Genomic DNA, 12,131 nt, shown 5'->3' with positions numbered 1-12,131 from the left:
TTACATTTCATTGGTTTGTTGGGTAATCTCTCCTCGGAATATCGAGGCTATCTTTGAGACTACTGAATCTTCAGTCTGTGGAGTCTCTTCCTGTTTTTCTGTCTCAAGGCAGTGGAAACGGATTGGTCCATCAAAACCTGATATCTCTTTGATCAAAGATCTGAACTTCTCAGCACTTTCTTCTGCCTTGTTCTGGCAGAAAGCAGTTGAGAAGGTAAGGTTCAATACCCCCTCTTCATGGCCTACATCGGTAATTGCCTGGGCCACTTGGCTGAGCAATGGCGTACTGGAGAGCCTGCTTACCAAGGCAGGGAGATCTCCCTTGGTGAATGGGCGGCTCACTACAGGCGCTGGCTTTACAGGATCGCTCTGCTCTTTGGCCTCCTCATTTCTCGTCTCGATTGCAGCAACACTGCTGGATGGGACAGCCTTTGTACTGGGTTTAATCATCTGGTTCGTGGCAATAAGGTCAGGTTGTACTTCGAGCTTTTTTGGCGGGAGTTTCACTGCTCCTGAGAGCAACTCATCCCGCATCTGGGTAATCTTTTTCACCAAGGTTGTTGGTGAAGCAAGAGAAGGAAGGCTTCCTATTCGGGAAATGAATAACTCGAGTTCAAACCTTGGGTTCAGGGAGTACCGAATCTCCCGGTAGAGTTTAAGAAGCAACTCAATGGCAGCTTCCAGTTGTTCACTCGAGTATGCGTTTCTCAGCGCAAGTGGGATCCTGTCTGATTGCACTCCAAGGATTGCATCATCGTGTATTCCTGCCTTGATAAATAACAGACTTCTGAAGAAGAGGGTGAAATCCTTTATGCACTGTTCTACCGATACACCTGCTTGGAGTAGGTCCTGGACTGCCAGTAGCGCCTGGTCGGTGTGTTCTTCCAGAAGGTAGGAGACAATTTGTGCTATCTGGTCGACGCCTACCAAGCCCAGCTTGCTGCTGATTTTCTCCATGGTGATGTGCCCCTGGCTGAAGGAGACCACCTGGTCGAAGAGCGTGTAGGCGTCACGCATGGAGCCGGTAGACTCCTTTGCAATCCAGAACAGGGCATCATCATCGGCTTCAACTTCCAACTCGGTTGCAGCCTCTCTCAAACTGCTTTTTATGGTGTCCAAGTCGATAAGCTGGAAATGAAACTGCTGACAACGGGAGCGGATGGTAGCCGGTACTTTTTGCAGCTCTGTGGTTGCAAAAATAAAGATGATGTATGCAGGGGGCTCTTCAATGGTTTTCAGCAGTGCATTGAAAGCGCTGGTGGAGAGCATATGGACTTCATCGATGATATAAATCTTGTACTTGCTGGTCTGGGGAGGGAAAAGGACCTCGTCTTTGATCTGCCGGATATCATTGACACTTGTATTGCTTGCACCATCGATTTCGATAACATCAACGCTGTTTCCTTGGGTGATTTCACGACAGTTGGAACAAACACCACAAGGGGTGGCAGTTGGCCCTTGTTCACAGTTCAATGCCCTTGCCAGTATACGGGCCGATGAAGTCTTTCCTACACCTCTTGGTCCACTGAATAGATAGGCGTGAGCAATTCTTCCTTGTTCGATTGAATGTTTAATGGTTGATACCACGAATTCCTGACCAACAAGTCTGTCAAAAGACTGGGGGCGTTTCCTGGTAGCTGTTACTTCATATGCCATGAGAGCTCCTCTGTGAACGTACCCTGCGAGTATACCATACTTTGCTATCTAGGAACAGAAGTGCCGGTGTGGGGAAAGGGGTTGATTGCATTAAAAAACCCAGCCAACAAATCGCCTGTGTCTCATGGGCTATTCACTTACCGCTGCTACCTTCCGGTCCTGACGGGGTTGGGCGAATGCACATAGCACAGAATCTGTTGACTGGGAACTAAACGGAGAGGGGGGGATTCGAACCCCCGGTGCCTTTCAGCACACACGCCTTCCAAGCGTGCACCTTCGACCACTCGGACACCTCTCCAAGGAACGAAATAAACGGTAACCCTAAAAAATATCCAAGCTATCGGAGAGAGAGGGATTCGAACCCTCGGTACCGTCAGACGGTACAACGGATTTCGAGTCCGTCTCCTTCGACCACTCGGACATCTCTCCCAGTGTTATGACCGTTTCATACAAAACGAATTATGAGACCAAGAGGATTCGAACCTCCGACCCTCAGTTCCGCAAACTGATGCTCTATCCAGCTGAGCTATGATCTCAATACTAAAAAAAATCAAAAACGGAGAGGGGGGGATTCGAACCCCCGGACCCGTTACCAGGTCAACTCCTTAGCAGGGAGCCCGATTCGGCCGCTCTCGCACCTCTCCATAGGGAAAAACAAATTCATCCAGATAGATGAATGAACGGAGAGAGGGGGATTCGAACCCTCGGAGACTCTCGCCTCAACGGTTTTCAAGACCGCCTCCTTCGACCGCTCGGACATCTCTCCAAACAGACATGATATCCTGCTACTGACAAGAATATCAATCGGGTTATCACTATAGTGAGTGCCTCAATCTTTGTCAAGAACTCTGATGGGAGAAAAAAATACCCCTACAGGAAATGCACGCTATTCACTTTCTTGACAGGTATGCTTGTGCTCGTCATGATGGAACAACCATGAAGTTCCCTCACCCGAGAAAACGTAAAAAGACGCCAACGCTGGTAGAAGACCAGAAAGAGATACCCAGGCAAAAGCTTGAGACACTGAAAGCCGGCAAGCTCTCTTCTCTTGCCTTGGAGTTTGCTAGGTCACTTATTGATCTATATGGTCCAAGAGTAGCAGGTAGTGATGCTGCCCATAGTGCTGCTGAAGCAGTTGAGGAAGCGTATAAACCCTTCTGCGACGAAACAGCTAGTACAAGGTTTCCCCTCGATACAAAGGCGCATAGCCAACCCTTTACCATTGTAATTGTTCTCTATCCTCTGCTCGTGGTACTTATGTTGGTTGGATTGCCTTGGCTTTCCCTCCTGCTCTTTCTTGGGTTTGGCTGGTACACCATGAGAGAGCTCTATCTCTACCGACCATTTCCCCGAAAAAACCGTTGTAATGCAGAGGGAGTAAATGTCCATGGAGTCTTGGAGCCAAAAGAAGAGGTGCTCCACACGCTTATTTTCAGCGCACATCATGACAGTGCTCCTTTATACCGATACAACCAACTTGAGTGGGTATCCTATGCAAGAAATGTACTCCTGCCGGTTGGATTGTTCATTGTTTCCGGCTTTCTCGCATTGGTACAAGTGTTTTCTGAGTTGCTTGCACGCGTATTATTTTTACCGAATGTTCCATCCCTTGCAAATCTCATACTTCTTCTATTCCTTTTGGGTGCCACCCCTCTGTTGCTTCCTCTTCGTTCGATGTATGAGAAGGAGGGCTCTCCCGGATCTGGTGATAATCTGGTTTCAGTGGGAATGACCGTACAGCTTGCCAGGTACTTTCATTGGAGAAAGGATTGTGGGAAGCCTCTTTCCCATACCCGGTTGGTATTCTGCTCCTTTGATGGAGAAGAAGCAGCACTACAAGGCTCTAGACACTGGTTCTCAACCATGGCTTCTGCCTTCATCGATCCGGTGGTATTGAACTTTGACTCTGTCTACTACGGTGATAAGATTACCTTTTTGGAGAAGGATGTGAATGGTACCCAGCCGCTTGATGCCTCCTTGGCAAGGCGTTGTACAGAAATTGCCCATGCAATGGGGTATGAATCCAGGAGTGAATCAATCCCACGGCTTTGGGGAGGGACGGATGCAGCGGAGGCAAGCAGATGTGGTATTTCAGCTACCACCTTGACCGCAGTTGCATGGGATGACCGGAGCAAACCATCGGTGCAGCACACACGTAATGATACCGTGGAAGCGGTTGAGCCGGGCGCATTGGAAAGAGCTCTCTCCATAGCCATCAAACTTACCGATATGATAGATGGTAACCGATTGTGGGAAGAGATGGAGGAACAAGAGAAGGGCGTACCAAATGAAGCTTCCTTGGTATTCTCAAAACTTACAAATCGGTAAAAGAGACGGAACACTGTCCTCCGGAGCGTTCTCTAATTCGGGAAAATATATGTTCTGCATTGGTTTTTGGCAGTGTCCCTGAGATGGTTACATCTGTGGTAAATTCTTCATGTTCGATATCTGCTTCAAGTAAATTAAGATCAATTTTAACTAGCTCATAGAGGTTGTAGGGTATTGTAAAGGAGAACCTCATCTTTTCAATCAACTCCTCAGTTTTGATGATGGAGAGTAGTTCCTTTGCACTGTCCCCATAGGCTTTTACCAGTCCTCCTGTTCCCAACAATGTTCCACCGAAGTAGCGGACGATGAGAATCAAAATATTGGTTACAGCGCTCCCTTTCAGTACTTCAAGGGCAGGTCTGCCGGCAGTATTCTTTGGTTCATGGTCATCACTATAGCTATAGAGATCTCCCTTTGGTCCAATGACTGCAGCATGAACCACATGGTTGGCCCCTGGGTGGTTGGCTCTCGTTTCCGTAACAAAATCCTTGATCTGGGAGAGTGCTTGGACAGGTTGGGCAATAGCAATGAATCGGGACTTTTTTACCTCAATTTCGCACTGTGCCCGTTCTTTCAGTATCCTCATCCTACCACCTATGTCCGAAAAGGTTGTCCCATGAAGGGGGAGCGCATGCGCATAATCGCCCGGCCACTTCATCCAACAACCTTTTCTCTCCTTCGTCAAGGCTGAATGTATCAGTTTCCAGGAGTGGGGACAGTTGTTCTGGAGAATGTGCTCCCATGAGGACGGTTTCAAAATCCTGGCTCCGTGCCCAAACCAAGGCAAGCTGGGCCATGCTGATTGATTTTTTTCTTGCAAGAAAGGAGAGAAGTTCCAACAGTTCCCGATAAATGGGATAGGCTGTGCCTTGGTACACATAGAGGTCCCCTCTCCTATCGTTCGGTTTCTCTGGATACTTACCACTGAGCAAGCCAAGACCAAGGGGGCTGTACCCCACTAAGGATATGCCCTGCTTCTTTGCATACTGCTTGTATTCCTCAAGACCCCTTGTCCATAGCAGAGAACAGGGTACCTGAAGGAATGTGATGGGTAGGTCTTGCAACGTCTGTACCAAGGAGAGCGGGGTATTGGAAAGACCAAGATGGTGGACTTTTTCTTGTTCGATAAGACGTGCTGCAGATTGTACGATTGGCCTTAGGTCCACTGAGGAGCTTGGCCAATGCAGATAGAGGGTGTTGATGGAAGTTCTCTTTAAACGATCGAGGCTCTTCTGAACATCTTGTGCCACCAAGCTAGGATGCTTGGGCATGAATTTTGTGTCAATAATGACTGTTTTTTGGAAAAGAACTGAACCGAGCAATTGCTCAGCAAGGCCATTCCCATACGCTGGGGCGGTATCAAAATGTCTGATACCTGCCTTGTATGCAGCGCGGATGGTGAGACGGGAAGCCTGTATGGTACCTCCGGTCCAAAACCCATGGCTGGGACCGAACTGCCAGCTTCCTAAAGCTAAGTCAGAGCTCCTCTTCATCGTCCTCTTCGGTGGTAACCAGCTTGTCTACCATCGTTTGGCCATCGAAGATGAAAGAGCCTTCAAAGCGCTTTCCTTCCATGGCAAGCGGAAGCCAGTGGATATCGTCTTCCCACATCTTGTCATAGGGAATTTCGGAGACAGGGCACCAGAATGGGCGAGCTTCATCGGTTTCTTGAAGCTCACCTTTAAAGGAGTGGGCAAAGTAGACATATCCACGTTCAGAGAGGCCGTCACGGAACTGGAAGTTAAGCTTCCCAACCTGTTGCAGGTCATCAACCTCGAGACCTGTTTCCTCGGTAAATTCACGCTTGGCTGCTTCAAGAGCTGTTTCAGTCTCTTCAATATGTCCACCCGGAGCATTCACCAGTCCGGAACCCAAGCCGGTCTTCTTGTCGATGAGCAGCACTTGATCATCATTGAATAGATAGGTGATGACACAGATTTCCTTTGGTTCCCATAGGTCCCAATCGATATCTGCTACCGTCTCTGCATCACGATAGCGGTCATCTTCTTGTGCTTCCTCTGGTTTTACAAGCTCTTTCTTTTTTTCTTCTTCTGCCTTGGCTTCATCGGGATGAGCTTTATCGTAACACTCCTGACAAAGATTGTCGTCATGGCCAATGACGTGGTTGAAATCGAGTCGTTTGTTACACTCAACACAGTGAAAACGGAACGGAAGGGCTCGCTCTCTTAGCAGGAACAGAAGTCCAGCGCAGAGTACAACGACCAACCAAGCTAGGTTGTGGTTAAGATCCCTGGCGAGTATGGTAACCACTCCTACTTCAAAAAGAAGCAAGAAGGATGCTAGGTAAATGGTGGCAAACCGTTTTTTATAGGTTCCCGGAATTTTTCGTTGGGCAAGATTCAGTAAAAGGATAGCGATCAAGGCCCAAGTATAGTATTGTTCGATGGTTTGAAGAATCATGATGCTAGGGTATAGGGAGCAGGCTCCTTCGTCAAGCTTGGGACGCTATTCTCGTTGCTCATAGGTAATTTTTGGAGTAAGCTAGCTGTAGTACCTAAAACTAGGGAGGATGCCAATGAAACAAGAAGATGTTGCTAAATACATCGACCACACGGTGCTCGCAGCAACTGCGACTCGTCCTATGATAGAAAAACTTTGTAAGGAAGCAGACCAATACCATTTTGCTTCAGTATGCGTGAACAGCTGTTGGGTTCCCCTGTGTGCAAAATTGTTGGGAAAAAGTGATGTAAAGGTTTGTACCGTAGTAGGGTTCCCTCTCGGTGCGATGGCTACAGAGAGCAAAGCATTTGAAGCCAAGACAGCAGTGAGAGCTGGGGCCGAAGAAGTTGATATGGTCATCAACATTGGATTCTTGAAGAATCATGATGATGATTTGGTGCAAGATGACATCACTGCAGTGAAAAAGGCATGTGGGAACGCCCTGCTGAAAGTAATCATAGAGACCTGCCTTTTAAATGAAGAAGAGATTGTGCGTGCTTGTAGATTGGCAAAAGCCAGTGGTGCAGATTTTGTAAAAACTTCTACAGGGTTTTCCACTGGGGGCGCTACTGCCAAGCATATAGCACTGATGCGTAAGACAGTTGGTCCACAGTTAGGTGTGAAGGCCTCCGGAGGGGTGCGTACCTACGAGGATGCCATTGCAATGATTGAAGCAGGGGCTACAAGGATCGGAGCCTCGAGCGGTATTGCAATTGTAGAGGGGTCGCATGGCGCAAATTGAACAGAAGATAGAGAGTGCCGATTTCCTCAAGAGTCTGGGGTTTCCTACGCTTGATGTCCATGAAACATTCTCACATTTCGACTTTACCTCGCCTGGGCGAAGGGTTCTTTTGATAGGGCCCATGGGCTCGGGCAAGACTGAGTTTGCAGCACGGGTATGGCGGGATGCTGCCATTGCGCAGAAGAAGGGAGAAAAGGTAAGGATTCTGACCAGCAGTGGGCAGGTTGACCGTAGGAAGGTCTTTTTCATCCGTTCCGAAATCGATGGTGCACGATTTACCGACTATCCTGAGGACGCCCTCTGCTATCGCAGTGGGTATATAAGCTGTGGAGAGAATATTGCCAAGATCAAGGACTCATTCGGTTTGGAACAGGTGCTCAATGACAACCCTACTGTAGGGACCTTCATTATTGATGAAGCGTCATTCTTTGATGAGCGGCTTGCCTACGTGGTACGTAATCATAGTTATGAACGTGGTGTGATGTTCATTTTTCCTACCTTGATTCTGAATTTCCGCCGGGATTTGTTCAATTCTACAGCCCGATTGATGCTTGATATTGCGACCGATGTAATCCCTCTGACTGCATATTGTGAGCATCCAGACTGTATCAATGATGCATTCTATACATACCGGTATTACCAGGTGGAAGGAAAGGAGTGCCCTGCCCTCTATTTCGATCCCCTCATTATTGTTGGAGGGGATTCCCATAAGGATAGCACCTTGGAACCGAACTATGCTGCTCGTTGTGATACACACCATTATCTTCCCGGGAAAGAATACACCTTCTTCCACCTCAAACCACTAGGGGAGCTTGCTTCCCGTGGGAATGAAAGACCATTGAGAAATGAACTTGCTGCATTGAAGGGCAATATTGAGCAGTCAATGCTCTATGAGAACTTCTGTGAGCGATACCGTGGGAAGACCGATGAAGAGATATTCTTCAATGCCCTTCTCCCGCAAAACATTGCAGAGAAGGCACTGGTGTTTCTCTTTTGTGAGCAGAATCTTGTGCCGGAAGAAGTCTTACTCCGCTTGGTTTCAGAGCTTGACTTGGATACCAATTACCTTTCCAAGGTACTTTCAGACAACAAGAGGCCAGTTTCTTTCGAGCAACCACTCTTGTTGTAGGAGAACGGAAAGATACAAAAACTCGCCATGAAAAGCCCTTGTGGGCTCTTCTGGCGTGGTTCAGTATGTAGAAAGTAACGCGAGTGTCTCCTTCAAGGTAGAGACCGTAAGATCTTCAAGCAGGGTAGGGACTTCAATATTCCGTCTTCGCAATTCCCCAAACAGGAATTTCCAGTCAAGAACTCCTTCTCCTACTGTCAGATCCCCGACCTTGAACCCTTGTTCGTTGAGTTTGTAGTCCTTGACGTGGATTGCTGCAATCTTATCTCCAAAAGCATCGAGGGCTGAGCAGAAGAAGTCCTTCTGGGCGGCAGATGAGGGTATTCCCATAACGCTTCCATCTGCCTCGCTTATACCGGTCCACGGGACAAGGTTCACTGGGTCATATATGACCCTGAGGTGAGGGCTGTCAAACTTCTCCAACAAGGTTGCCATTCGTGAGATGGTGCTGATGGTATGTTGTTTGCTTACCGCTTCGATACCGACGATTGCATCATATGTTACGGCAGCTTCTAGAAGCCGCTCTACGCTTCGGTAGAAGATATCGAGCACCTTGGCACTTGCTGTGTCACGGTGGTAGGCATTATCGCTGTGGAAGGAGCCGGTTTCGGTTCCCACCAAAGGGCATCCAAGGAGGTTGGCATATTTGAGGTGGTTTTCAAATGTACGCAACTCTGCATCTCTCGCTGTCTCATCAGGATGTACTGGGTTGATGTAGCTTCCAAAAACACCTACATATGCACCTTTTTCCTTGAGTGCATCGCGAACGGAAATGATGAACTGCTCAGTGTAGTTTTCTGCATCCGGAGCATTCTTGAGAACTTTCCCAAGAGCGAGTTGAATAGGGATGGCGTCCCCATAGCGGGAAATCTCGCTGGCAAGGTCTTTGATGGTATCGAACGTACCAAGATCATGAGCTCTGATTCCCAACGGAGCGAGAGGAAAGGAATCAGCATGATGGTTTCTCTCCCGAGCGAGTGCCGGGAAAGCAAGGTGAGATACCCCGTCCCTTGGGGCGGGAAAGGAGGCAACGCCTCCTGAGTCCAGAGCTTGCCCTAAGGTATTGATACCTTTCATTCCTAACTGTTTCATAGCTGGTATTGTAGGAGACAGGGTGGCAAAAGTAAAGAAAGAGGTGAAATGATGAACAAGGAATATACACTTGCAGATTTCGGGGGAAAAGGTGATGGAACGTTTGACAATAGTGAGGTTTTCAAACGAGCGTTTGAAGCCTTGCATAACGGCGGGCACTTGTGTATCGAAAAAGGGAACTACCTGAGTGGTCCAATCCAGATTACTGCAACGAATCTTGTGGTGGAATTTGAAAAGGGTGCAACCATAACCTTCATTGCTGATGAGAACCTCTACAAACCTTTCTATTCACGTTGGGAAGGGGTGAACTGTTATTGCATGCATCCTTGTTTGCTAATCAATGAATCTGATGGTCTCATCCTCCATGGGGAAGGCGTCATAGATGGCAATGGTTCCTGGTGGTGGCTCGCCGCTCAACAGAAGCGGAATACACAAGTGGGACCTGTTTCCACAATCGAGACGAAATTGGCCAAGCTGAATCCTGGGTATGAGAGACAGAGTGGAGGGGGAGGAGGACGTGAGAGTCAATTCCTTCGTCCTCCCTTGTTGCAGATCAAGGAGAGCAACAATGTTGAGATTGAAGGATTGACCATACAGAACAGCCCCTTCTGGACGGTTCATCCCCTGTACAGCACCAATATCATTCTCAGGGATCTTTCTGTGATTAACCCTCAGGATGCACCCAACACCGATGGTATCGATGTGGATTCTTGTCGCTTTGTGACTATCAAGAATTGTGTAATCGATGTTGGGGATGATGGCATTGCCCTCAAGAGCGGAAGCGGAAAGGATGGGGTTGCGGTGAATCGTAGTACCAGTGATATCCTTATCGAGGGATGTACTGTAAGACATGCTCATGGAGGTGCTGTCATCGGTAGCGAAACCGCTGCAGGCATCCATGCTGTGGTGGTGCGTTCATGTCTCTTTGATGGTACAGATAGAGGCATCAGGATCAAGACCAGACGAGGTCGGGGAGGGGTTATTTCTGACCTGCATTTCCAAGATATCAGGATGGAGAACAACCTCTGTCCTCTTACCGTTAGCATGTACTATCGCTGTGGCAGCCTGGATGCTGAAGATTTTTCCTTGGAGAAGAAACCAGTGCTCCCCACCACTCCCCATATTGAGCATGTCACTATTGAAGGTTGCACAAGTACCAATAGTAGATCCAGTGCTGCATTCATTGTGGGACTCCCGGAATCCCCTATCCGTGATTTGGTCGTCTCAAACTGTGTATTTACTGTTGCGCCAGAGAACCTGGTACCGGTACATGAAAGTGAGATGTATGAAGGGCTCCCGGATCAGGAGGGACGTGGTATCAGGCTACGTAATGTATCATTAACAGCCCAAGATGTACGTGTTCAGGGGGTTTCAGCTCCGTATGTCATTGAAGAAGGCGTTTTTCTCACGCGTGGATAGTGACTAATTCTGTATAATGATACATTGGCCTTGCTGTGAGAAAAAGATAGGCTGCCTCTCGAATCAAGCATCATCTGATTCCCCAACGGAGCGAGTGCAGGGAAAGCAAGGTGAGATACCCCGTCCCTTGGGGCGGAAAAGGAGGCAACGCCTCCTAAGTCCAGGGCTTGCCCTGGGGTATTGATACCTTTCATTACGCTTCATTTTCATTGAGCAATCTGACCCGATCAGGAGTGAAGTCGATAGAGACCTCTTCTCCTTCCTCAAATACCTTTTTTGCATGGGGGTCGTCAATCTGGACCAGCACTTCTCCGAAGGAGGTATTGATGAATGCTTCCATACTGTTTCCAAGATAGACATTCATTCTGACCTTGCCTTCAATTTTACCTTTACCTTTTTCAGTAACTCGAAGTGATTCAGGGCGTGCCATCAGAACTGCCTCAGTACCAACCTCTACATCAGTGGTAGCACGTTCTACCACAACCTCCTTCTCCCCAAGCTGGCAAGTCCAAAGGTTTGCTTCTTGTTTCTTTACCCTAACAGGGAAGAAGGCTGCCTTACCGACAAACCCAGCAACAAAGCGGGAGTTAGGGTTCTCATAGATGTCAATCGGGGAACCAATCTGGCGGATGAAACCATCTTTCATGACAACCACTCGGTCAGAGAGACTCATGGCCTCCACCCGGTCGTGGGTAACATAGACAGCAGTGATGCCCAATTCCTTCTGGATCTTGCGTATTTCCACACGCATTTGCTCGCGAAGCAGTGCATCAAGGTTGGACAGTGGTTCATCAAGCAACAACACTGATGGGGTGACAATGAGGCTTCGTGCAAGAGCAACTCGCTGTTGTTGCCCTCCAGAGAGCTTGGATGGTGCACGATCCCCATAGTCTGAAAGCCCAACCAAAGCCAAGGTTTCATTTACCCGTTTCACGATGTCCTCATGGGGAATCTTGCGGAGTTTCAATCCATAGGCAACGTTGTCGAAGACCGTCATATGAGGGAAGAGGCCATAGCTCTGGAACATTGTGGCAGTGTCACGTTTGTTCGGGGGGAGCATGGTTACTTCCTCGTTTCCAATATAGATCTTACCCTCAGTGGGAAGCTCGAACCCTGCAATCATTCTAAGCGTGGTAGTTTTTCCACAACCGGAAGGACCGAGCAGGGTTACCAACTCACCAGGCTCGATGACGAAGTGAGAATCATTGACAGCAATGACATCAGACTTTCCTTTTACATCCTTGAATCTCTTGGTTACATGCTCAAGGGTTACCGATACGCTTTTCTTTTCCATACATCACCACC

11 protein-coding genes, 5 tRNA genes and 1 other RNA gene are annotated in these 12,131 nt (G+C 48.2%); 4 read left to right on the top strand and 13 right to left on the bottom strand.

Features of this window, described 5'->3' with window-relative positions; all coding sequences use genetic code 11:
* The 7 genes from dnaX to DYP60_RS00225 form a co-directional block, all read right to left on the bottom strand.
* Positions 1-1,656 carry a DNA polymerase III subunit gamma/tau gene (dnaX, locus tag DYP60_RS00255; RefSeq protein WP_117328867.1) on the bottom strand — a complete coding sequence of 552 codons (1,656 nt, stop codon included), beginning with the start codon at positions 1,654-1,656 and terminating at the stop codon, positions 1-3.
* A 101-nt stretch (positions 1,657-1,757) separates the two neighbouring features.
* An RNA gene (ffs, locus tag DYP60_RS00250) (signal recognition particle sRNA small type) lies at positions 1,758-1,856 on the bottom strand.
* A 13-nt stretch (positions 1,857-1,869) separates the two neighbouring features.
* Positions 1,870-1,954 (bottom strand) — tRNA-Ser (locus DYP60_RS00245).
* A 43-nt stretch (positions 1,955-1,997) separates the two neighbouring features.
* Positions 1,998-2,085, bottom strand: a tRNA-Ser gene (locus DYP60_RS00240).
* A gap of 33 nt (positions 2,086-2,118) precedes the next feature.
* A tRNA-Arg gene (locus DYP60_RS00235) sits at positions 2,119-2,192 on the bottom strand.
* Positions 2,193-2,213: 21 nt separating this feature from the next.
* Positions 2,214-2,300: transfer RNA gene (locus DYP60_RS00230), tRNA-Ser, on the bottom strand.
* A 37-nt stretch (positions 2,301-2,337) separates the two neighbouring features.
* A tRNA-Ser gene (locus DYP60_RS00225) sits at positions 2,338-2,422 on the bottom strand.
* Between the two features lie 113 nt (positions 2,423-2,535).
* Between DYP60_RS00225 and DYP60_RS00220 the strand changes: the two genes are divergently transcribed.
* The gene (locus DYP60_RS00220; protein ID WP_240622799.1) at positions 2,536-3,984 is read left to right on the top strand and encodes a M28 family peptidase; all 1,449 of its coding nucleotides are present in this window, start codon (positions 2,536-2,538) and stop codon (positions 3,982-3,984) included.
* Here DYP60_RS00220 and DYP60_RS00215 read toward each other — a convergent pair.
* The 3 genes from DYP60_RS00215 to DYP60_RS00205 are packed head-to-tail and all read right to left on the bottom strand — an operon-like array spanning position 3,971 to position 6,405.
* Complete coding sequence (locus DYP60_RS00215; protein ID WP_117328865.1) at positions 3,971-4,570, bottom strand: YigZ family protein; 600 nt, start codon at positions 4,568-4,570, stop codon at positions 3,971-3,973. The genes DYP60_RS00220 and DYP60_RS00215 overlap by 14 nt on opposite strands.
* Position 4,571: 1 nt before the next feature.
* A complete protein-coding gene (locus tag DYP60_RS00210) occupies positions 4,572-5,477 on the bottom strand; it encodes an aldo/keto reductase (RefSeq protein WP_117328864.1) in 906 nt (301 codons plus the stop codon).
* On the bottom strand, positions 5,461-6,405 hold the full coding sequence (locus tag DYP60_RS00205; protein ID WP_117328863.1) for an NUDIX domain-containing protein: 945 nt from the start codon (positions 6,403-6,405) through the stop codon (positions 5,461-5,463). The genes DYP60_RS00210 and DYP60_RS00205 overlap by 17 nt, the downstream gene beginning before the upstream one ends.
* Positions 6,406-6,520: 115 nt before the next feature.
* Here DYP60_RS00205 and deoC point away from each other — a divergent pair, with 115 nt between their 5' ends.
* Positions 6,521-7,186: a deoxyribose-phosphate aldolase gene (deoC, locus tag DYP60_RS00200; protein WP_117328862.1), complete on the top strand. Its 666-nt coding sequence runs from the start codon at positions 6,521-6,523 to the stop codon at positions 7,184-7,186.
* Complete coding sequence (locus tag DYP60_RS00195; RefSeq protein WP_117328861.1) at positions 7,173-8,315, top strand: thymidine kinase; 1,143 nt, start codon at positions 7,173-7,175, stop codon at positions 8,313-8,315. The genes deoC and DYP60_RS00195 overlap by 14 nt, the downstream gene beginning before the upstream one ends.
* A 60-nt stretch (positions 8,316-8,375) precedes the next feature.
* Here the strand turns inward: DYP60_RS00195 and DYP60_RS00190 are convergent, their stop codons facing one another.
* Positions 8,376-9,407, bottom strand: coding sequence for a sugar phosphate isomerase/epimerase family protein (locus tag DYP60_RS00190; protein ID WP_237446324.1), 1,032 nt, complete (start codon positions 9,405-9,407; stop codon positions 8,376-8,378).
* A gap of 51 nt (positions 9,408-9,458) precedes the next feature.
* On the opposite strand from DYP60_RS00190, the gene DYP60_RS00185 reads away from it, so the two are divergent.
* The gene (locus tag DYP60_RS00185) at positions 9,459-10,826 is read left to right on the top strand and encodes a glycoside hydrolase family 28 protein (protein WP_117329101.1); all 1,368 of its coding nucleotides are present in this window, start codon (positions 9,459-9,461) and stop codon (positions 10,824-10,826) included.
* On the opposite strand, the gene DYP60_RS13930 is transcribed toward DYP60_RS00185, so the two are convergent.
* Both DYP60_RS13930 and DYP60_RS00180 read right to left on the bottom strand, forming a co-directional pair.
* Positions 10,769-11,020: a hypothetical protein gene (locus DYP60_RS13930; RefSeq protein WP_133299255.1), complete on the bottom strand. Its 252-nt coding sequence runs from the start codon at positions 11,018-11,020 to the stop codon at positions 10,769-10,771. The genes DYP60_RS00185 and DYP60_RS13930 overlap by 58 nt on opposite strands.
* Entirely contained in the window at positions 11,020-12,120 is a 1,101-nt protein-coding gene (locus DYP60_RS00180; protein WP_117328859.1) for an ABC transporter ATP-binding protein, read from the bottom strand. The genes DYP60_RS13930 and DYP60_RS00180 overlap by 1 nt, the downstream gene beginning before the upstream one ends.
* Between the last annotated feature and the right edge of the window lie 11 nt (positions 12,121-12,131).

Source organism: Sphaerochaeta halotolerans (assembly GCF_003429665.1).
Lineage (GTDB): Bacteria > Spirochaetota > Spirochaetia > Sphaerochaetales > Sphaerochaetaceae > Sphaerochaeta > Sphaerochaeta halotolerans.
This window is presented reverse-complemented; position numbering and strand designations above follow the sequence as displayed.